The 26,369-nt window shown below is 33.6% G+C and carries 26 protein-coding genes and 2 pseudogenes; 21 read left to right on the top strand and 7 right to left on the bottom strand.

Features of this window, described 5'->3' with window-relative positions; genetic code table 11:
* Positions 1 to 181 precede the first annotated feature (181 nt).
* Positions 182 to 787: a YdeI family protein gene (locus MHI39_RS14450; RefSeq protein ID WP_058005867.1), complete on the top strand. Its 606-nt coding sequence runs from the start codon at positions 182 to 184 to the stop codon at positions 785 to 787.
* A gap of 227 nt (positions 788 to 1,014) precedes the next feature.
* On the opposite strand, the gene MHI39_RS14445 is transcribed toward MHI39_RS14450, so the two are convergent.
* Positions 1,015 to 1,977 carry an HTH domain-containing protein gene (locus tag MHI39_RS14445; protein ID WP_342539502.1) on the bottom strand — a complete coding sequence of 321 codons (963 nt, stop codon included), beginning with the start codon at positions 1,975 to 1,977 and terminating at the stop codon, positions 1,015 to 1,017.
* 110 nt (positions 1,978 to 2,087) lie between these two features.
* Here MHI39_RS14445 and MHI39_RS14440 point away from each other — a divergent pair, with 110 nt between their 5' ends.
* On the top strand, positions 2,088 to 2,567 hold the full coding sequence (locus MHI39_RS14440) for a GyrI-like domain-containing protein (RefSeq protein ID WP_058005869.1): 480 nt from the start codon (positions 2,088 to 2,090) through the stop codon (positions 2,565 to 2,567).
* 19 nt (positions 2,568 to 2,586) lie between these two features.
* Entirely contained in the window at positions 2,587 to 3,051 is a 465-nt protein-coding gene (locus MHI39_RS14435) for a phage tail protein (protein ID WP_342539500.1), read from the top strand.
* Positions 3,052 to 3,327: 276 nt separating this feature from the next.
* Here the strand turns inward: MHI39_RS14435 and MHI39_RS14430 are convergent, their stop codons facing one another.
* Entirely contained in the window at positions 3,328 to 3,939 is a 612-nt protein-coding gene (locus MHI39_RS14430) for a hypothetical protein (protein ID WP_342539499.1), read from the bottom strand.
* Positions 3,940 to 4,178: 239 nt separating this feature from the next.
* Between MHI39_RS14430 and MHI39_RS14425 the strand changes: the two genes are divergently transcribed.
* The 5 genes from MHI39_RS14425 (at position 4,179) to MHI39_RS14405 (ending at position 9,242) form a co-directional block, all read left to right on the top strand.
* Positions 4,179 to 4,622, top strand: coding sequence for a hypothetical protein (locus tag MHI39_RS14425; RefSeq protein WP_342539496.1), 444 nt, complete (start codon positions 4,179 to 4,181; stop codon positions 4,620 to 4,622).
* Between the two features lie 205 nt (positions 4,623 to 4,827).
* Positions 4,828 to 6,309 carry a glycine betaine/L-proline transporter ProP gene (gene proP / locus MHI39_RS14420; protein ID WP_342539494.1) on the top strand — a complete coding sequence of 494 codons (1,482 nt, stop codon included), beginning with the start codon at positions 4,828 to 4,830 and terminating at the stop codon, positions 6,307 to 6,309.
* A 574-nt stretch (positions 6,310 to 6,883) separates the two neighbouring features.
* Positions 6,884 to 7,441 (top strand): isochorismatase family protein, encoded by a 558-nt coding sequence (locus MHI39_RS14415; RefSeq protein WP_058005874.1) that lies wholly within the window; start codon positions 6,884 to 6,886, stop codon positions 7,439 to 7,441.
* A 337-nt stretch (positions 7,442 to 7,778) separates the two neighbouring features.
* Positions 7,779 to 8,207 (top strand): GNAT family N-acetyltransferase, encoded by a 429-nt coding sequence (locus MHI39_RS14410; RefSeq protein ID WP_078111532.1) that lies wholly within the window; start codon positions 7,779 to 7,781, stop codon positions 8,205 to 8,207.
* A 324-nt stretch (positions 8,208 to 8,531) separates the two neighbouring features.
* Positions 8,532 to 9,242, top strand: coding sequence for a DUF421 domain-containing protein (locus tag MHI39_RS14405; RefSeq protein WP_058005876.1), 711 nt, complete (start codon positions 8,532 to 8,534; stop codon positions 9,240 to 9,242).
* A gap of 32 nt (positions 9,243 to 9,274) precedes the next feature.
* Here the strand turns inward: MHI39_RS14405 and MHI39_RS14400 are convergent, their stop codons facing one another.
* Positions 9,275 to 9,943, bottom strand: a complete 669-nt coding sequence (locus MHI39_RS14400) for a cupin domain-containing protein (protein WP_058005877.1) — start codon at positions 9,941 to 9,943, stop codon at positions 9,275 to 9,277.
* A gap of 207 nt (positions 9,944 to 10,150) precedes the next feature.
* Between MHI39_RS14400 and MHI39_RS14395 the strand changes: the two genes are divergently transcribed.
* The 4 genes from MHI39_RS14395 (at position 10,151) to MHI39_RS14380 (ending at position 13,937) form a co-directional block, all read left to right on the top strand.
* The gene (locus MHI39_RS14395; protein WP_342539489.1) at positions 10,151 to 10,471 is read left to right on the top strand and encodes a hypothetical protein; all 321 of its coding nucleotides are present in this window, start codon (positions 10,151 to 10,153) and stop codon (positions 10,469 to 10,471) included.
* A gap of 138 nt (positions 10,472 to 10,609) precedes the next feature.
* Positions 10,610 to 12,241 carry an L-glutamate gamma-semialdehyde dehydrogenase gene (pruA, locus tag MHI39_RS14390; RefSeq protein ID WP_071975757.1) on the top strand — a complete coding sequence of 544 codons (1,632 nt, stop codon included), beginning with the start codon at positions 10,610 to 10,612 and terminating at the stop codon, positions 12,239 to 12,241.
* A gap of 241 nt (positions 12,242 to 12,482) precedes the next feature.
* Positions 12,483 to 13,022, top strand: a complete 540-nt coding sequence (locus MHI39_RS14385) for an N-acetyltransferase (protein ID WP_058005880.1) — start codon at positions 12,483 to 12,485, stop codon at positions 13,020 to 13,022.
* 492 nt (positions 13,023 to 13,514) lie between these two features.
* Positions 13,515 to 13,937: an NUDIX hydrolase gene (locus tag MHI39_RS14380; RefSeq protein WP_342539488.1), complete on the top strand. Its 423-nt coding sequence runs from the start codon at positions 13,515 to 13,517 to the stop codon at positions 13,935 to 13,937.
* Positions 13,938 to 14,056: 119 nt separating this feature from the next.
* On the opposite strand, the gene MHI39_RS14375 is transcribed toward MHI39_RS14380, so the two are convergent.
* From MHI39_RS14375 to MHI39_RS14365, 3 genes are all read right to left on the bottom strand, one after another.
* Complete coding sequence (locus tag MHI39_RS14375; protein WP_058005882.1) at positions 14,057 to 14,605, bottom strand: hypothetical protein; 549 nt, start codon at positions 14,603 to 14,605, stop codon at positions 14,057 to 14,059.
* A 192-nt stretch (positions 14,606 to 14,797) separates the two neighbouring features.
* Positions 14,798 to 15,064 (bottom strand): CD3324 family protein, encoded by a 267-nt coding sequence (locus MHI39_RS14370; RefSeq protein ID WP_058005883.1) that lies wholly within the window; start codon positions 15,062 to 15,064, stop codon positions 14,798 to 14,800.
* Between the two features lie 1,048 nt (positions 15,065 to 16,112).
* Positions 16,113 to 16,931, bottom strand: coding sequence for a mechanosensitive ion channel domain-containing protein (locus MHI39_RS14365; protein WP_342539487.1), 819 nt, complete (start codon positions 16,929 to 16,931; stop codon positions 16,113 to 16,115).
* Between the two features lie 332 nt (positions 16,932 to 17,263).
* On the opposite strand from MHI39_RS14365, the gene MHI39_RS14360 reads away from it, so the two are divergent.
* The 7 genes from MHI39_RS14360 to MHI39_RS14330 all read left to right on the top strand — a co-directional run bounded on the left by MHI39_RS14360 (position 17,264) and on the right by MHI39_RS14330 (position 23,471).
* Entirely contained in the window at positions 17,264 to 17,956 is a 693-nt protein-coding gene (locus MHI39_RS14360) for an aspartate/glutamate racemase family protein (protein ID WP_216383629.1), read from the top strand.
* Between the two features lie 71 nt (positions 17,957 to 18,027).
* Positions 18,028 to 18,651, top strand: a complete 624-nt coding sequence (locus MHI39_RS14355) for a histidine phosphatase family protein (RefSeq protein WP_058005886.1) — start codon at positions 18,028 to 18,030, stop codon at positions 18,649 to 18,651.
* A gap of 174 nt (positions 18,652 to 18,825) precedes the next feature.
* Positions 18,826 to 19,152, top strand: coding sequence for an antibiotic biosynthesis monooxygenase (locus MHI39_RS14350; RefSeq protein ID WP_216383631.1), 327 nt, complete (start codon positions 18,826 to 18,828; stop codon positions 19,150 to 19,152).
* A 133-nt stretch (positions 19,153 to 19,285) separates the two neighbouring features.
* On the top strand, positions 19,286 to 19,519 hold the full coding sequence (locus MHI39_RS14345) for an NUDIX hydrolase (RefSeq protein WP_342539486.1): 234 nt from the start codon (positions 19,286 to 19,288) through the stop codon (positions 19,517 to 19,519).
* A 537-nt stretch (positions 19,520 to 20,056) separates the two neighbouring features.
* Entirely contained in the window at positions 20,057 to 20,734 is a 678-nt protein-coding gene (locus MHI39_RS14340) for a helix-turn-helix domain-containing protein (protein WP_058006963.1), read from the top strand.
* A gap of 32 nt (positions 20,735 to 20,766) precedes the next feature.
* Positions 20,767 to 21,621, top strand: a complete 855-nt coding sequence (locus MHI39_RS14335) for an IS3 family transposase (protein WP_139254916.1) — start codon at positions 20,767 to 20,769, stop codon at positions 21,619 to 21,621.
* Between the two features lie 959 nt (positions 21,622 to 22,580).
* Positions 22,581 to 23,471, top strand: a complete 891-nt coding sequence (locus MHI39_RS14330) for a cation diffusion facilitator family transporter (protein WP_216383636.1) — start codon at positions 22,581 to 22,583, stop codon at positions 23,469 to 23,471.
* A 282-nt stretch (positions 23,472 to 23,753) separates the two neighbouring features.
* On the opposite strand, the pseudogene MHI39_RS14325 reads toward MHI39_RS14330, so the two are convergent.
* Positions 23,754 to 23,954, bottom strand: a pseudogene (locus MHI39_RS14325) (YmaF family protein); the annotation flags it as partial.
* A gap of 54 nt (positions 23,955 to 24,008) precedes the next feature.
* Between MHI39_RS14325 and MHI39_RS14320 the strand changes: the two are divergent.
* Together MHI39_RS14320 and MHI39_RS14315 are read left to right on the top strand one after the other, a co-directional pair.
* Positions 24,009 to 25,008: pseudogene (locus MHI39_RS14320) on the top strand (IS3 family transposase); the annotation flags it as partial.
* A gap of 52 nt (positions 25,009 to 25,060) precedes the next feature.
* Positions 25,061 to 26,189 (top strand): IS3 family transposase gene (locus tag MHI39_RS14315; protein WP_152984831.1). Its coding sequence is split into 2 segments (ribosomal slippage): positions 25,061 to 25,324 and positions 25,326 to 26,189, totalling 1,128 coding nucleotides; the frame shifts between segments, so codons are not numbered across the junction.
* Positions 26,190 to 26,369 lie beyond the last annotated feature (180 nt).

Here is a 26,369-nt window from a genome sequence, read left to right as displayed (position 1 = left end):
ATATTCAACATTACGAGAATTGTATATTACATATATGCAAAGCAGAATAAAATGTTACTTCCATTTTCAGCGAGGGGGATATAGGTAAAGTTAAGTTTGATGTAATTCGAGTAGAAAGAAAATGTTCAAGTACGATCAATCCTAACCGTTTGATTGAAAAAATCTAGAGGGGTGTTTCTTGATGACTAATAGTCAAGTGAATCCTAAGGTCGAAGAATTTTTTAGTAAATCTAAAAAGTGGAAAGAAGAATATGTGAAGTTGCGAGAGATTGTTCTTGACTGTGGACTAACAGAAGAATATAAATGGATGCATCCTTGCTACACATATGAGACTAAAAACATCGTTTTAATACATGGGTTTAAAGAGTACTGTGCGCTTTTATTTCATAAAGGAGCATTGTTACAGGATACCAATGGAATTCTAATCCAACAAACGGAGAATGTACAGGCAGCTCGCCAAATTCGGTTTACTAATGTTCAAGAAATCATTGAATTGGAAACCATCTTAAAATCTTATATTAATGAAGCTATTCAAGTAGAAAAGGCTGGTTTAGAAGTAAATTTTAAAAAAAATACAGAAATGAAAATTCCAGAGGAACTTCAAAATAAATTTAATGAAATCCCTGAATTGAAAACGGCATTTGAGGCATTAACCCCTGGACGGCAAAGAGCATATACTCTTTATTTTTCATCGCCTAAACAATCAAAAACCCGTGAGTCAAGGATTGAAAAATATCAGCAACATATTCTTAATGGAAAGGGGCTAAATGATAAACCTATTCAATAGATAATATTTATTGATACATTTAAATGTTTGTTGCAGGTTTAAAGTGTGATATCTAATCTAATCACTTCATTTAACAGTTCTTTTTTGAGTCTATTGATCGAGAAATAAATGATAAGGATAGAAAAAGAGGTATACTATAGACAACTTTATCTATCCTTTTTGTACTTTCTTTAACCCTTTACGAAAGAGTTAATAATATTATTCCATTTTGTTTGGAAAAATTTTTCTTATGGACTGAATAACTGTAATCTCTCTTTTAAAGCTTCTAAGATTTCCTTTGGCAATTCCTTAATTTTGATATCCCCACCTAGAAAAAGTAGCCAATTTGTCATTTCAGTCAATTCATCAAGCTTGTTAATATTGATATAAGTTTTTAGAATGGCTGTGGTTTGGAAAGGATTTGTATAGGAAATGGAAACTTTTACTGGGTGATATTTTTTGTACTGGGCAATTGCTTCCGGACCAAGTTCAAGGATCAGGTTATATATTTCTTCTTGCTGATTTATTATTTCTAAGATTTTTTTCTTACTTAATCTATTTTTAGGTGAATAGGGTTGGACATCAGTGAGATGATCAACAGGAAAAATCCTCTTTTGTTCATCTTGTAAATCAAAGCCCTCAATTAGCCAAACGCTTTTTTCGCGATAGAGATGCAAAAGATAAATGGGATAAGACTTTAAAATCTTTTCTTCTTTGATCGTAATCAATAAATAGCTATCCAGAAGAAGGACCTGAATGAGTCTTTCTAACATCGGATGAGGAAGGTCAGATAGATCAAGTAGGTCGGGATTATTTGGGTTGGTGCCTTCAAAAAGCAGGATTTGATTTAAAAGAACAAGGTCATCCTGCTGGTCGTCTGAAATAAGGCCAAGTAATTTTTCGGCTAAAGAATGACGACTTTTTAAATAAGGAAGCTGTTGATTTCTTGTAGCCATAAAAGCAATAAAAAGGGCTTTAACTTCATTATCGGTAAACCGAACTTCGGGAAGGACGGAATTGTGCATAACAAAATACCCCCCATCCCTTCCAACTTCAGCGACAAGTGGCATTCCCATAGCCTCAATTTCTCTGATATCTCTAATCGCTGTTGATCGAGAGATATTAAATTCTCGCATGATTTCAGAAATTGTAAAGTGGGAGCGGTTGTTGATATACCGCATGATAATATTTATTCGTTCAACTTTTTTCATCTTTTCACCTAAACAGTATCATTTTTTGACATGATTTAAAGTTATTATATAATCATCAAGTGAAGAAGAAAAGTCATTTGATAAATTATTAAAAGAGGATGGTTTTGAATATGACAAATTATATCATTGAAGAAAAAGACAGCTTTACCGTTTTAGGAATAGGAACTGAGCTTCAGAGCCATTACACAGACTATGCTGGCATAAACAAGGAGAAGGCTGACTTTTGGCAGGCAGTTAAACAAGATGGAAGACTTGAAACTTTAAAAAACGTTGCCAAAAATGACTATATTTTTTCCGTAAACGAAGCAGTGAATAACAAGATGATGCATTATGCTGGTGTAATGACAGAGGAATCATTACCAGAGGCATCTAGAGTTATCCAATTTCCTAAGGGTAAATACCTGGTTGTAAAGGGAGAAGCGAAAACAGCAGAGGAATTGAGCAATAATCTCACTGGCATTGCATTTGGTCAAGCCCTGGCAGAAGCAAAAGACTTTGCCTATGTTGGCGGGCCGAATACAACGGTTGAGATGGGACAGCGAAACGGTTTAGTGTATGGTGAAATGTGGATTCCTGTTGTTGAGAAATAAAGGATGAAAGGAGAAAGAAATGGGATATACTGTTGATTTCAAAAATGTGTCTATAGTTGGTTTGGAGTCTTCACAAGTAGCAGAAGCACTTGCTGGTTTACGTGCGAATGAAGCACGTTACTTTATGAACAAATATAAGCATGAGTTTACGGTTGTACCAGCTAGCGAAAGTCAGGATACCCTTAATTATGTGAACCGAATTTTGAAAGAAGAACGTGATATTGAATTTACAGCCAAACCTTTAGAAACGTCGCATTTTCAAGTGGAAAATATCAAAATGGCTTACGTCTTTTATGAGGATGGTCTTTCGGTCAATGTTATGTATACGGTTGATGACCCTAAGAAGCGGGCAGTTGGTTTTAAGCTATCAGAGGGGATGGAAGTACCAAAGGAGTTAGAAGGGAAGTTTAAGTTTGCTCGGCAGAAATCTAAATTAGCTGGAACTATCCGTGGCTCATACTTTGTCATTAAAGGAGAATATTAACGTAGGCAAAAACGTAATCCAGCTTTTTTGTTTAAGATTTCAAAATCTACTTAATAAATATAGAAAATGAAGTGTTAAGACATTAAAGAAATATACCATTCGTCCTTTATTCATCACTTAATAAACCGTTATTTTGGAAGAAGCTTGATCAAAATGACGGTTTTTTTATTTGAATAAATATATTAAAAATTTGTTTGATATTACAAATTAAATAAAACTGCCGATACCTGTATAATTTGTGTATTTATATGATTATCGACAGGGGATAAAAAAATATTACTTCTTTTTATCCGTTAATAAAACTCTGTATAAAAGTGCTGCTTCGACTTCTTTAATACCTTTGGGTAGTATGCCATTTTCGCTGTCAACAGACCTAAGAACATTTTTTGTAGTACCGACCCACGCTGCTAAATATACGGGAGTATTTTTCTTTAACACAATTTTTTTATGCAATAGATTATTGAAACTAGCCGATGTCATATGACTAGAGAAATTCGTTGTTGCAAGTCCAGAAGGTATACCTGCTATTAATTGTAAAGATGAGTCTTTGTCACTACTGTCACTTATTCCAAAGGAAATAAGTTGATCTTTAAATTTTGCTTTTGGTTCATTTGAAGTATTTAGCAATTCTTCTTCAAGTTTTCCGTTTTTATATACCTCTACAGAAAATTGTAAATCATCACCTGTCTCCAAAGTACCATTTAACTGAAAATATTCAATAAACTTTATACCTGTTCTACTAATCAGCAAGCTTTCTTTGTCATTCACATTATATGGCTCTATAGTAATTAGCTCATTTGATAATGGTTTCTCTTTTTCAAGACTTGCACATCCAGTTAACAATAAAGCAAAAATAAAAAAAGAGCAATATACTTTAATGTTTCGCATATTTCTCTCCCTTCTAATCAATTTAGGCTGTTTTCGTATAGTTTGTTGTTCTTTTCTTAGTGGAATAAAAGGTGTAGCGGTCTTCAGTTGAGATTATTACCATTATTTCAAAAGTTTTATATTTTCTCAATAGGAAACTAGAGTAATTTCTCTTTGTATGGAAAATTCCGCTATAAAATATGTAATATTACAAGATCTAATTTTATGGGATTAATTAAGTAAGTTGAAGGGGGGATAACATGAAATCGTTAAAAATAATATATGTTATTATCGTTGTTGTTATCATATTTTTGAGTGGTTATTTTCTTGGGAATATCAAAAATAGTAAAGTTTCTCGTGAAATCAGAATCGGTTATAACCACAGTGATTACCCCGATCGAATTGATTATCAAAATGTATTTACAGATGGGGATAACCAGGAAATTATAGACAATTTTCTTATGATTTATTTACAAAAAGAAAAAATAGAGAATCTTTATCTAGAACAGAATCCTGACATTTATATTCGTGTAACGAGTCCCAAACGATCGGTGGAATTAATTGATTCTAAGGTTTGGTTTACTAAAGAGGGTGCCATTATTGGAGAAAGGATTGCAGAAGGTTGGGAACAAACCGAATATTATAGAATTGATGAAGATGATGTGGATTACATTAAGAAAACTGTTCAATATAAAGAAGATTAATATTTCTTATTTTTAAAAAGACTTTTCTTACAGGGGAAGTCCTTTTTTGTGTTTTGCTAACCTCCCCTTTATAGAAAAATTTGTTCGAAATTTGTTTCGTATTAAATAAATTAATATTCATAATAATTCCATCTGAATAGCAATGGAGATGCAAGTTCAAAATAACATTAAGATTTGATTATCAATAAGAATTTAGGTGAAACAATTGGTTGATAATGTGAAAAAGTGGACAGGGTTTAGAAAAAAATCGGAAAGAAAATTAAAAAAAGATGATATTACAATTGTAGATACAACAGCGGCAAAAAAAGCAGTGGTGGCTACTGCCCTTGGAAATGCGATGGAGTGGTTTGATTTTGGAATATACTCTTATTTGGCAGTAACAATAGGTAAGGTGTTCTTTTCAGGTACAACTGGACCTCTCCAATTAGTGTTTTCTTTTGCTACTTTTGCTGTAGCGTTTCTCGTTCGTCCTATAGGTGGTATGTTTTTTGGAATGTTGGGTGATAAGTTAGGAAGAAAAAAGATATTAACGATTACATTAGTGTTGATGTCTTTTTCAACTTTATGTATGGGTTTGATACCGAGTTATGACAGGATTGGAAATCTAGCTCCCATACTTTTACTTATAGCAAGATTAGTTCAGGGGTTTTCAGCTGGTGGTGAATATTCAGGTGCGATGACGTTCATCGCGGAATCCTCGCCCGATAAAAAAAGAGGTTTTTTTTCAAGCGGTTTAGAAGTGGGAACATTAGCTGGATATATTGGTGGATCAGCCATAGTAACTATTCTTAGTTACATACTTGGTCCTGAAAAAATGCTTGATTGGGGTTGGCGTATTCCATTTTTTATTGCTGCTCCCATGGGACTAATAGGTCTTTATTTGAGAAACAATTTGGAGGAAACACCTGTATTTGAAGCAATGAGTGAAGGGAAACATAAAGAAAATGAAAAAGGGCTAATAAAAAAAGTCTTCCTTTATCATTGGCCGCAACTACTTAAAGGGGTAGTTTTAGTTTTATTTTTCAATGTTGTTGACTATATGTTGTTATCATATATGCCCTCTTATTTAAATGTTGTTTTAGGTTATGGAGAAACGATGGGGCTATTGTTCATTCTTATTATTATGTTTATTATGATTCCGATCGTTTTACTCATGGGCTATATTAGTGATCGGGTTGGGAATAAACGTCTTATTTTAGGAGGTTTAATTGGCTTAGTTATTCTTTCAATCCCATCATTCAAGATGATTGGTAGTGGTAGCCATGTGACAGTGTTTTTTGGACTTTTGATTTTAGCTGTTCTTTTAGCAACTTTCGAAGCAACAATGCCGTCTATGCTTCCTTCATTATTCTTTACAGAAGTAAGATATGTTGCATTGGCTATTACTTTTAATATTTCTGTATCTTTATTTGGTGGAACCACTCCATTGGTTATGTCTTGGCTTATAAAAATAACAGAAAACCCAATGGTTCCGGCATATTATATTATGGCAGCTTGCATAATTGGCATTTTAACAATGTTTTTTGTGAAGGAAACCACTGGGAAAGCACTACGGGGTTCTGCTCCAGCAGTGGAGGAAAAACAGGAAGTTGTTGAAATTCTTGAGGATCCGGGCGAAGCCTTGTGGTGGAAAGAGGAAAAAATTAATATTGAGGAAAAAATCGCTGATTCGGAAAATGAAAAATAGCATGAATTGAAAGCCATTAAATAAAATGATGGGACGATTAAAAAAGAAATGGAAAGTTGAATTTTAACTACTTTCCATTTCTTAATATATTTCGTGTTTAACCTTTTTAAAGATCTACAAATTATTACTACCTATAACAGGAAAAGACTCTTGCTTCTAGACTCTATATTCACACTGTTTGATATAGTTTTTTATCAATAATGTTTATCTTAAAGAAAAAAATTTATACCTCTTTTAATGGAATAGTTATAAAACAACTCTCCAGCCACATATACAAATATTCCTGCTTAATTCCGAAATTTAGTTTGGTGAAGGCGAATATTAACATTTTAATGAACAGATTTTTGTGATTGTAATCAGAAAATTCATAACCATTTTAGTGTAATTTTAGATAAGGTTGTGTTAAAATTATAAAGTCTAATAATTTTTAAGGAAATGAATTTTTAGATAATAATTTATTTAGGGGGTAGATATTATGAATAACAAAAGATATATAGATGTAAATAGAATTAAGGGGAAAACGTCTAAATAAATTATTATCCAGCGTTTCCCTACATTGAAAGGGGAAATTGATTTGAAGCAAACATTATTAATTATTGATGCTCAACAGGAATTAATAGATGGAAATCAAAAAGAAAGTGCGGTTTTTAAAAAGGAAAGGCTAATTAAAAATATTAATCTAGTTATTGATAAAGCAATACAATTGGAAGTACCAATAGTATTTGTAAGAGATTTGGATGTCGCAGAGGGTAAGGGAAAAGGGTTCCAAGTTCATGAACAAATTAAAGTTCCAATCGAGGCAAAAATTTTCGATAAATCTACAACGAATGCATTCCATGGGACAGGACTTCTAAAACATTTAAAATCTCAAGAAATTGGGCATGTTGTTATAATGGGATGCTCAACCCAGCACTGTATAGATAGTGCTGTAAGAACAGCGACTATAAGTGGCATGGACGTTACACTAGTAGGTGATGGCCATTCAACAGTCGATAGTTCTATTTTAAGTGCGGAGCAAATTATAGGGCACCATAATCAAACTCTACATGGACATTATAATGTTGAGCACTTTTCAATTGTCAGAAATGCAGAGGAAGACTTATTTAATCCAACCCATGATTCATATAGGTAATATAATATCGTATAGGAATTGGTATCACCCATCGATATATAAGAGTGAGTGAATAGCAACGCTATCATGTAGCGTTGCTATTTTTAATGTTTAAAAAGCTTAATGAAAACATGATTTTCTAAATTACCATTATATATATTTGTATATATCATGCATATATAGATAGAGTGAACAAATAATTGGTTTATACATTAGTAATAATTTTTTTTTAAAGTAGTTCCGAATCGGAGGATTATCATGAAAGTTAAAGAAGTTAATAAGTGTTCAGTTTTATTAATTCTAGTCTATTTTTGACTTAAAAGCAGATTAATAATGTTTGACGGGAGTGGAATGAGAGATGATCCGAGAGGCAGAAAGATCGGATAAAGTTCAATTATATAAACTTTATAAAATGTTAGTGCCAAATAGTAAGAAAATGAACATTCAGGAAGAACAAATTGAGATTATTAAAAAGAATCCTTACAATTTTTTGCTTGTATATGAAGAGGAGGGAGAAATATTAGGGACATTAACATTGAATATATGTTTACAGGCTTTGCATGGATTTCGACCTTATGGAATAGTCGAAAACATCATAGTACATGAAAATCATCGAAATAGGAAAATAGGACAAAAACTATTACAATACGTTGAGGAATATTGTAAATCAATTGATTGCCATAGAATAATGTTACTGAGTAACTCGCAGCGACTAAGAGCACATCAGTTCTTTGAAAGGGAAGGGTATGACGGTTCTGTATGTAAGGGATTTAAAAAATATTTTTAAAGAAGATAGTGCTAAAATACTATTTTATTTTTAAGCAAATTTATTTTTTTTAAAATCAGAGGTCTAAGCTGAAATCATTCATGATTATCAGCTTTTTGTTTTAAATATTGTATTCATATATCAAGTTGTATATGCAGAATTGATCGGATTGCATGTAGTAAAGTAACTTATACTTTTTATAGCATTTTGATATAGAAGAATAAATTTTATTCATTGGTGCAAACATTATAATTATAAAATTAGAAATTAATGGTTAGTCACTAGTTAATGATGGCTAACTGTTTTTTTCACAAACTAAATAAGAAGATGTCAATGGAGGCAATTATGTCTGAACACTATGAAGTAATCATTCGTTCAATTAGTGCATTTATTATACTTTTACTTGGATCACGTTTATTAGGTAAACAAACAATCTCACAAATGAATAATTTTAATTTTATAGCTGCTATTTCAATCGGTGCGATAACTGCAAATCTCTGTTTTAATACACGGGTTAAAATTCCCGACTTAATCCTTGCATATGTCATTTTCATACTTACTGTTTATATTATTTCATATGTTTCATTAAAAAGCCGTAAAGCTAGAAAATTTTTAGCAGGGAATCCGACAGTAGTGGTTCAAAATGGAAAAATTTTAGAAAATAATATGAAAAAAATGCACTACACTATAGATTATTTAAATCAACAATTAAGGGAAAAAGATGTATTTAATATTAATGAGGTTTTATTCGCTTTACTTGAACCAAACGGCACTATATCTGTTGTTAAGAAACCGCAATTTCGTCCCGTAACAATTCAAGATTTACATTTAAAGTATACAAAAGAAGGTATGCTTCCAATTGAACTAATAATGGATGGGAAATTTGTTGACAAAAACATCATTGAAAATGGTCTTACATATAGTTGGCTTGAATCTGAGATACAAAATCGTGGTTTAAAAATTAGTGATATAGTATACGCAGTTTTACTATCCGAAAAAGAATTATATATCGACTGTTATAATGACTATATTCATTCACCTATAGATGCTGAATAATTCTAAGTAAAAAAGACAAAGATTGCCTACATTTACAAATTTAAAATCTTCCCATTAATATTGATTGCAATTTCTTCTATCATCTCATTTTGGTCTAGACTATCTTCGGATTTCCTGTTTGTTTCGGAAAACGAAGTTTGAACACGAGATTCAAGTTCAGGCGGACCAATTTCAACACTTTTTTTTATCGGTGCTAATACATCAGCTATTTTGTCAGCGTCAACTCCATATGAAAGCTGGAAAACTTCAGGCGGTGTCAGCTTTAACATATTTGAACCTAATGCTGTTTCAAATTGGTCATTGTTAAAAAAAAGATGCATATGCAATTTTTCTGAAGTAGGAATGATCCAATGCCACCAGCCCATAGGAATAAAAACAACTTGACCGGGCTTTGCTACATAGGAATGCAATTTATTGGTATCTGGGTCAACAATGGAAATTTGGGCTTCACCCGAAATTACAACATCTAGCTCCCAAGCGTTAGGATGCCAATGTGGCTCGCGAATATGCCCTTTAGTAAGATATACGTTTGCAAAGGAACCTCCTACCATTGCAGGAAGTTGTGTTGAAGAAACTTTATAAATGACGTTTTCAGTGTCTTTTTCGAATTCAATACTATCTTTCGAGTCAAAAAAAAGATTCGGAGTTCCACTTGTTTTTTTTATGTTCGTATTATCAGGAACAAATCCAGACTTCCCCATGTAATTTCCCTCCTATTTTCTGGAATTATATTAAATGTGTCATTATAATGTTATATGTGCAAGGAAAAGTTTTTGTGAATTGGAAAGATCAAAAGTCATACATGGACCTAATCGATAGATGACAATGTGAAACGTTTAGTGGTCATTCATTATTGTGCAGGAGTAATAGGAAATGAAAAAACTAAATGTAAAAAAGGAGGACTAGATATGGCTGGTCTGCTTAATTTTGGAAGTCTTATTTTAGGATTAATTGCTTTGACCATTCCAGTTATTAATTTCATTCAATATAAAAAGCAAAACAATAAGAATCGGGGTGTTCTTTCTTTTATTAGTATTAGTTCTTGTGCAGTTTCAATATGTTTCCAGATATTATATTGCTATTACTTGGTAGAGACTGAAGATTGGTCTGCTTTAATGGATATTACAGGTGCAATGGCATTTGTCACTACGCTACTTCTGTTCATTACTATTATATTAAATACAATCAATTTGATAAAATTTCGTGACAGAACAATAAACACTAGGTAACCCTATTGGTTGCGCCGATTTTTCATTTCTATGAAGAAAAAGTAAGCGCATTAATAAAAGGCATGTTATACTAGTAAAGTACAATTAAATATGATTATATGAAAATATCAGAGTATTTAAATAGGAGGACATGAAAACATGAGTAACGGAATTTTCAAAATCCCAACACCTTTAAACGAGCCTGGCAATTCATATGCTCCAGGTACAAAAGAAAGAGAAACTTTGAAGGCAGAATTAAAACGCCAATCTAATATAGTAGTGGATATCCCAGTAATCATAAATGGGGAAGAAGTAAAGACAGATACTGTGAAGCAAGTAGTTATGCCACATGATCATCAACATGTATTAGCAAACTATTCACAAGCTGGAGAAAAAGAGTTGCGTGATTCAATTGAAGCGGCTATGGCTGCGAAAGAAGCATGGGCAAATATGCCATGGGAACATCGTGCATCTATTTTCTTAAAAGCGGCTGATTTAATCTCTGGTCCATATCGTGATTTAATGAATGCTGCTACTATGCTAGGACAATCTAAAACAGTTATTCAAGCTGAAATTGATTCTGCACAAGAATTAGCAGATTTCTTACGTTTTGGTGTTGATTATGCGAATCAAGTTTATCAAATTCAACCAGACAGTATGAAAAATGTTTGGAATCGTACAGATTACCGTCCATTAGATGGTTTCGTATTAGCCATTTCTCCATTTAATTTCACAGCAATTGGTGGGAACTTACCATCAGCACCTGCTATGATGGGGAACGTAGTTGTTTGGAAACCGGCAACAACTTCTATCCTTGCAAACTACTACTTTATGCGTATTTTAGAAGAAGCGGGATTACCTAAAGGTGTTATCAACTTCGTGCCATCACGTGGTTCACAAGTTTCAGAAGTTGTTTTAACGGATCCTCGTATGTCTGGATTCCACTTCACTGGATCAACTAGCACGTTCCAAACAATTTGGAAAAATGTTGGTGAAAACATTGCGAACTACAAATCATATCCTCGTCTAGTTGGTGAAACTGGTGGTAAAGACTTTGTGTTTGCTCACGAAACAGCACAAGCAGACAAAGTGGTAGCTAACCTTGTTCGTGGTGCGTTTGAGTACCAAGGTCAAAAATGTTCAGCAGCTTCACGTGCTTACATTCCAGCAAGTATGTGGGAAAAAGTTAAAGCTGGTTTACTAGAACAAACGGCTAAGCTAAAAGTTGGAGATGTTCGTGACTTTACAAACTTTATGGGTGCGGTAATTGATAAAGCTGCATTTGATTCAATTACAAGCTATATCGAATATGCCAAAGCATCTGAAGAAGCAGAAATTATTGCTGGTGGTACGTATGATGATTCTGTTGGATATTTCATTCAACCAACAATCATTGTGACAACAAATCCAAACTTCAAAACTATGGTAGAAGAAATCTTTGGACCAGTATTAACAATTTATGTATATGAAAATGATAAATTAGAAGAAACATTGGATGCAGTTGATACAGCTTCTATGTATGCATTAACAGGTGCGATTTTTGCACAAGATCGCGGAGCAATTATGCACTTAGAACGCCGTTTATCTGGTGCAGCTGGAAACTTCTATATTAACGACAAACCAACTGGTGCGATGATTAATCAACAACCATTTGGCGGGTCACGTGGTTCTGGTACAAACGACAAAGCAGGTTCTGTATTTAACATGATTCGTTGGACTACTCCTCGTGTTATTAAAGAAAACTTTGCACCAACTGCAGAAATTGCTTATCCATTCATGGATGAAGAATAATTAAAAAATATATAAAGTAGAGGTTGAAATGTTTATGTTTCAGCCTCTTTTTTTCAATCTATAAAATAAGAATTATAAAAGGACTTCAAATAATTTATAAATATTACTTCAGATAATGAAATAAATAGTATTTATATATATATTAGTATCTTAAAGCTGTAAGATCGCGAAGACCTCTCCTACAAACAGAAAGAAAAGGGAACGATTGAATAAAAATTAAATGTTATGGGAGGTGTTATTATTGAATATTAGAGCGGTAAGAGAAGAGGAACATCGTTATATTGAAGACTTTGTTTTTGAGGTATTCAAAAATACAAGTTACTCAAATGGCTTGGTTGAAAAAGCCTTAGTAAAAGAGATTCGAGAAAAAAATTATTATATTCCAGAACTTGATTTAGTTGTTGAGGACGAAGGATCAATTATAGGACATTTTATCCTTTCAAAATTTCCAATTAGTAAGAAGCACGAACATGAATTACTGATGTTATCACCAGTATCAGTAGCATTGAATAAGCAACGCCAAGGTGTTGGTAAATATATGTTGCAAGAAGGCATTAAATTGTCAGCCAAAAAGGGATATAAGGGAATAATTGTTGAAGGAGATTATCGATACTATCGAAGATTTGGATTTCGAACATCAACAGACTTTGGAATCTATGCAGCTAATAAAAATCTTCCACCTTCTGTTGATAATTTAATGGCATTGGAGTTAAGTGAAGATTCATTGAAAAATATTACTGGTGAAGTAGATTATTCGATGTATACATCATTAACACATTAAAAATTCAAAACTGATACATAATCGGTAGGGGAATCGTGTAAAAAGATTTAAGGTTAATCATGGTAGATTTATTAAAAGAGTTTCTTTGTTTGGGGATAAGTCCGTAGAGAAAGGTCTTTAAATTATATAGATTAAGAAGTCTATAACAATGGGATGTGGGAAAATTCCTATGATTAAGATAAAATCTATACCTACAGATGTTAGAATTACAGTTTCTCCAGAGCGAATGTATTTGCCCCATTCACTTCATGAATCAATAAACTTATATTGGGAATCTCTTAAGGCGAGCGGGAAAACTTTTCATCGAGGAACATAATTTCAATAAAAGAAATGATTGAAGCGAGGGATAAGCTACATATCACATTACAAAAAACTGACTATGCTCATTTTTTATACTCGAAATATAATAAATTACCCATAGATTATGAATGTCGTGTCATTGTTGCTAATGGCCTTATAGTAACAAAGGATAACTATATAGTTTTAGGGGAAATGAATTCCAGAACAGCTTCACCTGGCCGCTTACAATTTATTGCTGGGGGAATTGACGAAAGTGATATAAATCAACAATCTGTAAATATTTTCAAGAGCCTGATTCGTGAAACGAAGGAGGAGATTGGGGTCGATTTGACTAATTCTAACTTGGTAGAAAAAGTTAGACCGCGTTATATCGTACATTGGGGTAGTGTAGCCCTAGTTTATTTGATTCAGTTAGCTATTGATAGATCGGAATTACAGAATCGATATAAGCAGTTTGAAATAGCATTAAAGAAGGCAGGGGTAGAACCAGAGTTTTCATCTATTATTCTATTGTCGGCAGATTGTGAATCGATATCAAACTTTCTTAAGTATGACAATCGCCCCCGATTAGATTTCCTTTCAGCTGTCTTAAAAAAAGAACTAAATATGGGGTAATTTAAAAAGACAGTACCTCATTTTCTGGGGAACTGTATTTTTTACTTTCTTAATATTTAATGAAAAAACATCGTTTTTTCAAAATGAATCGTAACTTTCTAAAGGAAACGGAAAATGGTTTAAATAAATTTCACTCCCGAATTATTAAAACGAAAAATTAGTTTATAACCGTCAAATGTTTCCCCATATTCTTCAATGTAAATTCCACTTGTATAATTAGAAATCGTCTTTCTCCAAAACTTTTGCCCAATTATATTTTTGTCTAATGGATTAGTGAACAATTCCCAATTTCCATTTAATTGTTCAAATACTATTTTTGCTGCATGTTCAGCTATCCCTTGCCCTCTTAAAGATTGAATTAAAAAGAATTCGTTTACAAAAAAATCAATTCCTTTATTACAATGTGGCGGGGAGGCGATTAGGACAAATCCAGCTGGTATATCATCAACTAAAATTAAGTAGGGAAATAAAATATTTGGTTTTTCCCACCAAATATTCTGTATTGCTACTTGTTCTTCTAACGTTTGACAATTATCACTATCCTCGTAAATTCCATTAGCATTTGGAAGCCTATTATAGTGTTTGGATAGATCATAAAGATACAATGGATATAAATTTTTAATTATATATGCATTCCTTTTGTCAGTTAATTTTACGTCAATTTTCAATGGATTCTCCTCCAATCATCATTAGTATCAAGGTGAAAAAGTTATTCAAACTTTACCTCCGTATCAATAGTAATTCCTTCATTTGTAATTGTAATCAATCCAAGATTGAGAATATATATAATAAATAATTATAATAATTTATTAACACAAAAAAATGTCACATTAGATTTTAATCCAATGTGACAGATAAAACTATTTTTTAGAGTATACAATCTTTTTAATACTATCGCTGGATAGATAAAATTGATCTGAAAGTTGGTCTATAGTTGCGCCGGCTGAAAACTTTTGCCTGATCTCATGATTTCTAACTCTTAAATAATTTCTATTCCCTGAGGATTCTCCCCATTTCTTACGTAATCCTTTAGGCGTTGGAATATAAATTAATTTACCATTTACATATTTTTGTATTTCGTTAAGTAATTCTTCTGGAAAGATGCTTTCAGCATTTATATATTTCATAATAGTTCCGCTCCTTAAAATTATGGAATTTTTAAGGTAGCAAAGTCAGCACTATAAACAATATTTATGCTTCAGGCGGATAGATAATCTAGCTCTATACAAACAACCGCCTGTTGTTCATAGTGTAAACTTTGCATAGAGCTAATCCGTAAACTTCTCCTATATCTCGTCATATAGTATACCTCCTTCGACCCTTCATCAATGCAGTGGCTATACAATTAATTTCTATAAAGACTAACTGATCTCCTTCATCGCTTGGATAAAGCATTTAAAGCATTCTGGGTTTAAGATGAAAACGACCTGTGAAATTGCAGGAGAGCCGGTTAAAGATATAATTTAATGAGTAAATTGGAAATTTCAAGCAAATAAAAAATTTTTTACAATTTTATCGTTTTTGTTTTAGTCTGTTTTCGTATAGTTTGTTGCTTTTGTCAAAGCTCAACTGCATGTTTTACACCCGATAAGGGATTCAGAGCGGTTTATGGAGTTTTCAGCTCTTATCTCGTTAAATAAAAGGGGCCAGCTATATGAATCGGTATTTTTCACCTTCACGGTAATCAGACCCTCTCAAAGGTTCCCGAAGCCCCGCAAATTTGACCTTCACGGTAATCAAACCCTCCCTTTGGTTACCGTACACATGCAATTTTCGCCTCCAAGGTATTCATACGCTCTCTTGGTTCCCGCTTATTAATTCAAACTTTACTCTTAAATAACAACAATGTTAAAGAATAGAGCTTTGTTTTAGAAGGTTTTTTATGTAAAGAATCAGGAGTTAATCGGTCGAAAAAGGAAATTTGGTAAGGGTATATTTTATTAAAAATAGTGTTTATGTGAATAATATTAATTGATCTATAGAGTTGATCATTTTGAAATCTATTCTTAATATTAGGGCTATTAGTTATGAATCCTATGTTTGAGAAGGGGGATTACAACAGTAGGGGAGTAATTGCCTATGATAATCTTCCAAGAATAAAAAAATCTAGTTTGTTGTGTTCGTAAAAAAAACAGTAAATAAGCAAGAGATAAAAACTCTTGCTCTTAATAAATTTTAATGACTGGTTTCATAGCTCTCTGCCATCATCAAGTTGTTCTTATAGGCTGCCATCGCCAATTCATACCTAAGCATTTTGCCTGCTTCCGCGAAATCCTCTTCATTCACCAGACCTGATAAAGTATAACGGTGTCCCTTGTAATCGACGTTAAGATCGGAGATTTGGTTAAATTTGAACCTTTCCACTGGAATACCGTACTCATCCTTCAACAAATAATCCTCGTATTTCTTATTGCAGGTTTTTGCTACTTCCTCTAACACCTTGAAGGCATCGTTCGGATTTTGTCTATAGCTAAGGACAAGGCTTTCAGTCACCCTGCGCTTCCCTCGGTTCCCATTCTGAAGTTCCGAAATACTGCTATAGGAAATTGTATAGAGGTAACCGTCATATTGGCGAATCTTCACGTGCCGCATGCTGATTTCCTCGATATTCCCCTGACGATTTCCATTGATGATGACATAATCTCCGAGTTGGATCTGACGCTCGAATAAATAAGTCAAGCCCATAATATAATCACGGATAATATGCTGTAGGATCAACGCCAAAGCACTCGCCAAAACAACTGAACCAGTGACAAGCTTTGTAAGGTCAAAGAAATGGCTAAGCACAAAAATAATGAAGAACACAAAGCCTAAGACCTTAGTTACTTGATTGGCAAAATGGATCAATGTCTCTTCCCGTTTTTCATCTAAGAAGCTCGTATTGTCAAAGAAAAGCTTAATAGATTTACGAATCAAATAAACTGTAAGTAGTATTAGCAGTGCTACCAATATTATTTCGACAGGAAACTTCTTAAACAATTCTACAAAAAACATCCTATTTTCCTCGCTTTTTTACACAACACTATAGAAATGCGGATAAGGAGAAATAAATTCCTTTCCTAACAACCTTTAAATATATCATGTTTTGATAAAATAAAAAAGATTCCTATCTGTTTTTTGGCGATTGCAAGGATGTATAGGATTTGAAATAACTCTCAAAAGGGAAAGTTATTTTATACGTTTGAAGTTAGTAGCGAAAAATGTTCACTAAAAATTGTTAAGCAGATTCGTTTTAAAGGAATTTCAATGATCATTCTCGAAATTAGAAAGAAAGTTAATAGGAATGATTTTTAGAATTAATTTTTACAATAATTGGAGGAATTCGTATGAAGACAATAGGATTAATTGGAGGAATGAGTTGGGAATCTTCGGTTGAATACTATCGAATTATAAACGAAGAGGTAAAGAAGAGATTAGGGCGTTTACATTCAGCAAAATGTCTCTTATACAGTGTTGATTTTGAGGAAATTGAACGTTTTCAATCAGAAGGTAAATGGGAAGAAGCTGGTAATCTTTTAGGGGATGTAGCCCTTTCATTAGAAAAAGGAGGAGCAGATTTTATTGTTATTTGCACAAATACGATGCATAAGGTAGTCGAAAATATTGAGAAAAAAATAAACATACCAATCTTACATATTGCTGATGCAACTGCTAAGCAAATAAAAAAATTAAATGTTAAAACAATTGGTTTATTAGGTACTAAGTACACGATGGAGCAAGACTTTTACAAAACTCGAATTGAGTCAAATGGTATAAAAGTATTAATACCAAATGATAGTGAAAGAGAGTTAGTAAACAAGGTGATTTATAATGAGTTGTGTTTAGGTAGTATACAGCAATCATCAAGAGATTATTACAAAAAGGTGATCAAAAGTCTAGTAAATAACGGAGCTGAGGGAATAATATTAGGCTGTACAGAAATTGGACTACTTATTAAACAAGAGGATTCAGAAGTTCCTTTATTTGATACAGCAGAAATACATGCGATTGAGTCTGTAAAAACAGCATTAGGGAAATAAAAAAACAACAAGTCTTACGTTTTATATGACAGTTAAGGAGAATATGAAAATAAATTTGAAGGGGAAATGGAATGAGTAACATTATTTTAATACAGCATTGTCAATCAGAACATCACATCAATCAGATGTCAGGTGGCTGGACTGATACTCCTTTAACAAAAATAGGGAGACAACAAGCAGAACTTATAGGAACGAAACTAAGAGAAATTGTCAAAGAAAATGAATACGTCTTCTATTCTTCTGACCTATTAAGAGCAGTACAAACAGCTGAAATAATTGGAACGCAATTAAACCTAAAAATAATCAAAGATAGCGGACTTCGTGAAATAAATAATGGTATTGCAGCAGGAAAAACAAAGGACTGGGCAAGAGCACATAGACGGCCTCGAACAAGCAGTAAATTTGATTTAGATTATCAAGAATTCCAAGCGGGAGAATCGTGGCGACAATTTTATACTCGTGTTTGCGGTTGTATGGATAGAATCTATCAATCTGAAATGGAGAATAATCTGTTGATTGTAACACATGGAGGAACTTTGGGGTATATTCTTGCGTGGTGGTTGCAATTTGAGCCGGAAATGATCGAAAAAGCCTACTTTTCTTCTTCTGTAGGTGGTATCACTGTCTTAGGTAAAAATAATTTTCAGCAAAATGTTGTTCATAAATTTAATGATACTTCTCATTTTGATAGATAGGGTAAGGGGAATGTTCTTAAATCAAGTTGTAAATTAGTTGTTCACTACTATTAAGTTATTTGTTGGTTGAAGTAAAAAACAATTAGATTTCGGCATTAATTAAAATATATTTGCAGCTTTAATTAATATAAAAAATCTCAAATAGCAACTAAATAATAGGGGGAGATCATAAAAATGAACGGAAATAAGAAAATTAAACAACCATCATATTACGCAGTGATATTTACTTCAGAAAGAACAGAGGGTGACAATGGATATGAAAAAATGTCACAAGCAATAGAAGAGTTGGCCACGAAGCAACAAGGTTATTTAGGTATGGAAAGTGCAAGAAATAATGGTATAGGTATTACTATTTCATATTGGGAAACTTTAGAGGACATTAAGAACTGGAAAGAACATTCAACCCATAAAATTGCCCAAGATAGAGGGAAGAAGGAATGGTATAAAAATTACACAGTTAGAGTTTGTAAAGTTGAGAAGGATTACTCTTTTGAAATGTAATATTTAGCGACTCTGCCGTCTAGGAATTTAGTATCGGGAGGAAATGTAAATATAAAATTTATAGAAATATAGTACTGAATACCTAAATGGTACCAATTCATCGAATTTGTGGAAGTTTAAAAGGGTGAGTTTTATGAAATTTACTATTACTTCAGGAGCGATTATTAAGAATGAGAAAAATAAAATACTTTTAAAAAAAGATCCTATTAGGGGTTGGAAATTACCGGGTGGTATAGTTGAAACTGGAGAAGCAGTTCAAGCTGCCGTTATAAGAGCAGTTAAAGAGGAAACAGGAATTGATGTTATACTAGATAGCTTTTGTGGAGTTTCACACGAAGTGGAACTTGGAATTTGTAATATGTGGTAGTTAGGAAAACATGTAGGTGGTGAACTACAGGCTAGTAATGAAAGTCTGGCTGTTGGTTATTATGAAATTGAAGAAGCTTTAAACTTAATAAAAAATAAAAATTTTAAAATTGAGTTATTGATGTGCTTGAGTAATGAGAAAAAACCCTTCTATATTTATTTTTAATCTGATTTCGTTCCCATTTATTTGTCTTATTTTTAAAGAACAATTATGGTAGGATAGGTAAAGTGGAAAACCAGATATCTTTTAAATTTCAAATAAATGTAAAATTTGTCGTATCGTAACTTTAAATAATATTTTTGTGATATGTTGAGGTTTTATAAAAGGCGATACATAAAGTTAAACAATAGAAGGGAAGAAAACATGCGTTTTTTAAATTCATCAATAGCAGCTATCCTTACAGGACTTGTTTGTTTCAACATTATTTTTACAACTTATACGATTTTTACTAAACCAACACCAGGTGCAGTGATATGCTCCCCTTAAAGTGGACAGATGAAAAAACAAAAATCTGTCGTTACTCTAGGGGGATTTTTTATGTCAAAAAGAAGTAAATATTCTACCGAGGAGAAATATCAAATTTTAATGAAATACATAGAGGGGGAAATGAGCCCCAGCAGTTTGATAAAAGAATATAAAATATCTAAATCCACACTCCATAGCTGGAAAGATAAATATGAATTATATGGTATTGATGGTTTAAAGGAATCACGCAGATGGAAACAATACTCGGATGAAATAAGATTAAGGGCAATTCAAGACTATATATCTGGTGATTATTCCATGTTGGAAATATGTAGAAGGCATAAAGTGAGCCGTGGCGCCCTCAGGGGTTGGATAAAGAACTATAATAATCATAAGGAAACGAGACAAACAAGTCAGGGGGAATCCCTTATGATTCATTCTAGAAAATTGTCTTTCCAGGAGAAAGTGGAGGCAGTTCATTTTTGTATAAAGAATGGCCATGACTATTCAGCTGTCATGAAGAAATTCCAAATTAGCTACCAGCAAATATACAGTTGGACAAAAAAATATGAAGCAGATGGACCAGAGTCCCTACGGGATCACCGTGGAAGAAAGAAACCTCAAGAAGAAATGTCAGAACAAGAGAAATTAAGGATAAAGATTAAGGAATTAGAAGCAAAAAATTATCGATTGGAAGCTGAAAATGCTTTTTTAAAAAAGTTGGAGGAAATCGAAAGAAGGCGGTACTAAGCAAGGTTCGGAATGAAGTCGCTTATTGTGCAATACGGGAATTAAATGAAAGAATGAATTACCCTATTCAGCTCCTTTGTACAATAAGTCATACCAATCGGTCTTCATACTATAAATGGGTCAATCGAAAGGAAACGGATCAGGAACGCGAAAATCGCGGATTACTTAAAGAAATTAAAGCGATTTATCAAAAGGTGGATGGAATATACGGTTATCGACGTATTACCATGAATCTCAATCGGAAAATGAATAAGCATTATAACACAAAACGAATTCATCGTTTAATGCGATTAGTTGGCCTACAATCAAAGATACGACGGAAAAAGAAATGGGATCATCGCCCATCTGATAATAACGTGGAAGAGAATATCTTGAACCGAGAATTTACGGCAGTACACCCAAATGTAAAATGGGTAACTGATATAACAGAATTAAAATATGGGAATGGTCAAAAGGCCTATCTAAGCGCTATTTTAGACCTGTATGACAATTCTATCGTATCCTTTGTATTGGGACATCGAAATGATAATAATTTAGTCTTTAAAACCATCAAAGGTGCCTTAACGAAGAATCCTTTACATGATGAGCAACGTTTAATTCATAGTGACCGTGGCTTTCAATATACATCAAATGGATTTAAAAGGATAATCGAAAAAAACCATCTTATCCACAGTATGTCTAGAGTAGGAAAATGTATTGATAATGGATGCATGGAATCATTCTGGGGGACTTTGAAAGTAGAAAGATATTATCTTCATCATTATCAATCCTTTGAGGAGCTTCAAAAGGATATCAAAGATTATATAAAGTTTTATAATCAAGACCGTTTACAAGCCAAATTTAATGGCCTTAGCCCGATAGAATATCGAACTAAGGCCATTGCCTAATTTTATTTTTTTATACTGTCTACTTGACAGGGTGCAGTTCACAGCGGACGGATTAGGCTTTATTATTTTTTCAGTCCTTCTCACACCAGTATTAATGATCCTTTTCCTTATTGTATTTTATAGACTTTATGAACGGATAAATATGAAAGGGTTACTATTTGGAGTCATAACGGGATTATGGTTAAGAGAGGTTTTAGAAGTTATACAGGGTTTCTTTTACCAATCGGATCAACTCAAAAACACTATAAGAATTATTAACAGTCCATACCTTTTACTCATAATAATTATGCTAAGTTTAATTTTTGTAAGAACTTCTTACAAGTGGTTAAATCTAAATAGCTTTACAATTGCTGCTACCACAGGTTTTGTATTCTCATATATCATTGTTCTATTATTACGAAAAATAAATAACTCATTAACTTCCTATTTTTATTTTAATTCTGATGAAATTTTAATAGTTGTTTTAAGTGTCTTCATTACTTCTGTTTTAGGTATTATTATTGGAAAAAAGAATGAAAAGAAGATCAAAATCAAACAAGCCTAAATTATTTATTAAAAGAGTAAAGTTATTGAACAGTAATATCTTTACTCTTTTTAATGGAAACCAACTTTTAATCTAGTAAAAAGGGTTTTTTTTTATGAAGAATTTTTTTACTGTTTACATTATTGGTTTATACTACTGAATCTTTGGTAAAAGCAAATGTAAAGTTGGAATATCCACCATTTGAAAAATCTTTTTTGAGTTAGGATAAATGACGGTCGATGAACATTTGTCTATTCGGATCTTCAAAAAATGGTATAAAAATTTAGTGCCCAGGTTTATAAACAAAAATTTCACCTGGAGAAACACTTTTAAAGGCCATCTACTAATATAAAGCCACTCAACAAGGTTGCTGTAGACCCACACGTCCTTTTGTTGATATCCTATTTAGGGAGTTAATGATTCGTGGGGGTACAGGATGGATAATCAAAAATATAATGATCTTAAATTAGGCGAGCGAGGGGCAATCATCAGTATTTTTGCTTATATTGTTCTATCAATCATAAAATTAATCATTGGATATTTCAGTAATTCAGCAGCTTTGAAAGCAGATGGTCTTAACAATACAACCGATATTATTGCATCTATTGCAGTACTTATAGGATTGAAAATTGCCCAAAAGCCACCTGATATAAACCATAGATATGGTCACTGGAAAAGTGAAACAATTGCATCAATGATAGCTTCATTTATTATGTTTGCTGTTGGAATCCAAGTATTGTCCGATGCTGTTGGATCGATCTTTCGAGGGAGAAGTGAGTCACCTGATATTATAGCTGCTTATGTAGGCATTTTTGCTTCAATATGCATGTATTTTGTATATCGGTACAATAAAAGCTTGGCTCTTAAAATTAAAAGTAAAGCTGTCATGGCAGCTGCAAAAGACAATATTTCCGATGCATGGGTAAGTATAGGAACAGCAGTAGGTATCTTTGGTTCTCAATTAAATATGCCTTGGTTAGATACTTTAACAGCATTAATAGTTGGACTATTAATTTGTAAAACTGCTTGGGACATTTTTAAAGAAGCTTCACATGAACTTTCAGATGGATTCGATGAGGAAAAAATCGAATTATATCAGAATGTAATATTAAAAGTGGATGGGGTAAAAGGTATAAAAGAAATTAAAGGTAGAAGCTATGGAAATAATGAAGTGATAGATGTTGTGATTTTCGTAGATTATACACTAAATATAAGAGAGGCACATGATGTAGCAACTGCTATTGAAAAAGTAATGATAAAAGAAATAGGGGTATATAATGTTCATGTGCATGTAGAGCCCAATAGTTTATTAAATAAAGTCAATTGAAAATTTTTAAACTCAATTTCGATGAAATTTCAGTAAGTAAAAATTTGTTTTTACTTCACATAATTTTTACAAAATCGGATCCTAATTGCTCAATGATTTTTTGATTCCTGCACTTTTAGAGTATCGTATAAACGGTCAATCATTAGTAAAAAAATGAATTGTTAAATTAAAAAGACTAACACATTATGAAATGGTTTTAGTCTTTTTAGAAGACGGAAAGTTCTTGTAAATGCCTCGATACAATATTAAACTTCTACTAGTTCAGTGATAAATTACTAATATTTAACCACTAGGACTGGTTCTACCACTATATTTGTGGGAGTGAGGACGGGCTCCATTAACTGTAGTTACTCCATGAAAATTATGATAATGACCACCACCAGTAATTGGAATAGCATGCCCAGTCACTCCACGTATTTCATGTTTATGTCCATCATCTAATGAAGTAATAGTAAAGTATTTGTGGGTATGTGGAACTCCTGTGTATAATGGACCCAAGAAACTAGACACGAAATGAGGAGATGTTAAAGTAGGTTTATGAAAAGAAATCGATACACACCAGAGTTTAAAGCTCAAATCGTGCTAGAGGTCCTAAAGGAAGAAAAGACCATGAATGAAATCGCTTCATCTCATGGAATTCACGTCAATCAAATTAGACAATGGAGGAATGCATTTCTTGATCAAATGCCTTCGATCTTCGCTAAAGAAAATAAAAAAGCGGATCAAATGAAGGCGGAATATGAAAATCAAATTGAAAACCTCTACGCTGAGGTTGGCCGTTTAACCACGCAATTGTCGTGGCTTAAAAAAAAATCTGGAATCAAGGAGTAGGGCCGAGCGTATTCAAATGATTGATTGGGATGATAAAGAGCTGCCAATCACTACCCAGGCTCAGCTGCTTGGGCTCAATCGTACTAGCTTGTATTATAAGCCAGTCGAGCCTTCTCCTGAGGAAATATTTATCAAGCACAAGATTGATGAAATTTATACCAAGCATCCCTATTTTGGGTCTAGGCGAATTACTGTTGTTCTAAACAACAATGGAATAAATATTAATCGCAAGGCTGTACAACGTCATATGCGGGAAATGGGCATTGCAGGGATTTCTCCCGGCCCTAACCTTAGTAAACGCAATCTTGAGCACCGGATCTATCCGTATCTTCTTAGAAATTTGGCCATTAGCCACCCTAACCACGTCTGGGGAATCGATATTACCTACATTCGCCTCCAACGAGGCTGGATGTATCTTGTAGCTCTGATAGACTGGTATTCTCGCTTTGTCGTTAGCTGGGAGCTAGACCAAACACTAGAGATTGACTTTGTCTTGGAGGCAGTGAAACGGGCTCTGTCGGTAGGACAGCCAGAGATCTTAAATAGTGATCAGGGTAGCCATTTTACCAGTCCCCAATATACCGGATTACTGCTGGATAAGGACATCCGAATTAGCATGGACGGCAAAGGAAGAGCCCTTGATAATATTGTTACAGAGAGGTTATGGAGAACGATTAAATATGAGGAGGTTTACTTAAAAGATTATATAATGGACCCAAGAAACTAGACACGAAATGAGGAGATGTTAAAGTAGGTTTATGAAAAGAAATCGATACACACCAGAGTTTAAAGCTCAAATCGTGCTAGAGGTCCTAAAGGAAGAAAAGACCATGAATGAAATCGCTTCATCTCATGGAATTCACGTCAATCAAATTAGACAATGGAGGAATGCATTTCTTGATCAAATGCCTTCGATCTTCGCTAAAGAAAATAAAAAAGCGGATCAAATGAAGGCGGAATATGAAAATCAAATTGAAAACCTCTACGCTGAGGTTGGCCGTTTAACCACGCAATTGTCGTGGCTTAAAAAAAAATCTGGAATCAAGGAGTAGGGCCGAGCGTATTCAAATGATTGATTGGGATGATAAAGAGCTGCCAATCACTACCCAGGCTCAGCTGCTTGGGCTCAATCGTACTAGCTTGTATTATAAGCCAGTCGAGCCTTCTCCTGAGGAAATATTTATCAAGCACAAGATTGATGAAATTTATACCAAGCATCCCTATTTTGGGTCTAGGCGAATTACTGTTGTTCTAAACAACAATGGAATAAATATTAATCGCAAGGCTGTACAACGTCATATGCGGGAAATGGGCATTGCAGGGATTTCTCCCGGCCCTAACCTTAGTAAACGCAATCTTGAGCACCGGATCTATCCGTATCTTCTTAGAAATTTGGCCATTAGCCACCCTAACCACGTCTGGGGAATCGATATTACCTACATTCGCCTCCAACGAGGCTGGATGTATCTTGTAGCTCTGATAGACTGGTATTCTCGCTTTGTCGTTAGCTGGGAGCTAGACCAAACACTAGAGATTGACTTTGTCTTGGAGGCAGTGAAACGGGCTCTGTCGGTAGGACAGCCAGAGATCTTAAATAGTGATCAGGGTAGCCATTTTACCAGTCCCCAATATACCGGATTACTGCTGGATAAGGACATCCGAATTAGCATGGACGGCAAAGGAAGAGCCCTTGATAATATTGTTACAGAGAGGTTATGGAGAACGATTAAATATGAGGAGGTTTACTTAAAAGATTACGAGAGTCCAAGAGAAGCAAGGAAAGAGATTAACAATTTTATCCACTTCTATAACTATGAACGCCCTCACCAATCGATTGGCTATAAACCCCCCGCCTCCGTTTATGGCCTCGGAGTGATTCATCCATAAGGGATGATACTTCTCAGGGAAGAACCTGTCAAGGGTATGGCTAGCCCTCGCTCCGCTCGCCCTTGACAGAACCTCCCCTGAGAAGGAAAAATAGAGTAGGATGAATCACTCGCAAAAAAATGTGCACCTACCACCCCCCTAGCCCCAGTGAGCACCTCTAGCTCCTATAAAGCAGATATC

The sequence above is a fragment of the Heyndrickxia sp. FSL K6-6286 genome, assembly GCF_038630395.1.
Classification (GTDB): Bacteria; Bacillota; Bacilli; order Bacillales; family Bacillaceae_C; genus Heyndrickxia; species Heyndrickxia oleronia.
This window is presented reverse-complemented; position numbering and strand designations above follow the sequence as displayed.

Bases quoted from the DNA above. Each gene is read 5' to 3' on its own strand.
- MHI39_RS14370 (WP_058005883.1), bottom strand. From the start codon at position 15,064: ATGAAATATATAAATGCTGAAAGCATCTTTCCAGAAGAATTACTTAAC.
- MHI39_RS14400 (WP_058005877.1), bottom strand. From the start codon at position 9,943: ATGGGGAAGTCTGGATTTGTTCCTGATAATACGAACATAAAAAAAACA.
- MHI39_RS14360 (WP_216383629.1), top strand. From the start codon at position 17,264: ATGAAGACAATAGGATTAATTGGAGGAATGAGTTGGGAATCTTCGGTT.
- MHI39_RS14435 (WP_342539500.1), top strand. From the start codon at position 2,587: ATGGGATATACTGTTGATTTCAAAAATGTGTCTATAGTTGGTTTGGAG.
- MHI39_RS14395 (WP_342539489.1), top strand. From the start codon at position 10,151: ATGGCTGGTCTGCTTAATTTTGGAAGTCTTATTTTAGGATTAATTGCT.
- MHI39_RS14345 (WP_342539486.1), top strand. From the start codon at position 19,286: ATGAAATTTACTATTACTTCAGGAGCGATTATTAAGAATGAGAAAAAT.
- MHI39_RS14340 (WP_058006963.1), top strand. From the start codon at position 20,057: ATGTCAAAAAGAAGTAAATATTCTACCGAGGAGAAATATCAAATTTTA.
- pruA (WP_071975757.1), top strand. From the start codon at position 10,610: ATGAGTAACGGAATTTTCAAAATCCCAACACCTTTAAACGAGCCTGGC.
- MHI39_RS14410 (WP_078111532.1), top strand. From the start codon at position 7,779: ATGATCCGAGAGGCAGAAAGATCGGATAAAGTTCAATTATATAAACTT.
- MHI39_RS14330 (WP_216383636.1), top strand. From the start codon at position 22,581: ATGGATAATCAAAAATATAATGATCTTAAATTAGGCGAGCGAGGGGCA.
- MHI39_RS14380 (WP_342539488.1), top strand. From the start codon at position 13,515: ATGAATTCCAGAACAGCTTCACCTGGCCGCTTACAATTTATTGCTGGG.
- MHI39_RS14355 (WP_058005886.1), top strand. From the start codon at position 18,028: ATGAGTAACATTATTTTAATACAGCATTGTCAATCAGAACATCACATC.
- MHI39_RS14405 (WP_058005876.1), top strand. From the start codon at position 8,532: ATGTCTGAACACTATGAAGTAATCATTCGTTCAATTAGTGCATTTATT.
- MHI39_RS14440 (WP_058005869.1), top strand. From the start codon at position 2,088: ATGACAAATTATATCATTGAAGAAAAAGACAGCTTTACCGTTTTAGGA.
- MHI39_RS14450 (WP_058005867.1), top strand. From the start codon at position 182: ATGACTAATAGTCAAGTGAATCCTAAGGTCGAAGAATTTTTTAGTAAA.
- MHI39_RS14425 (WP_342539496.1), top strand. From the start codon at position 4,179: ATGAAATCGTTAAAAATAATATATGTTATTATCGTTGTTGTTATCATA.
- MHI39_RS14350 (WP_216383631.1), top strand. From the start codon at position 18,826: ATGAACGGAAATAAGAAAATTAAACAACCATCATATTACGCAGTGATA.
- MHI39_RS14365 (WP_342539487.1), bottom strand. From the start codon at position 16,931: ATGTTTTTTGTAGAATTGTTTAAGAAGTTTCCTGTCGAAATAATATTG.
- MHI39_RS14445 (WP_342539502.1), bottom strand. From the start codon at position 1,977: ATGAAAAAAGTTGAACGAATAAATATTATCATGCGGTATATCAACAAC.
- MHI39_RS14430 (WP_342539499.1), bottom strand. From the start codon at position 3,939: ATGCGAAACATTAAAGTATATTGCTCTTTTTTTATTTTTGCTTTATTG.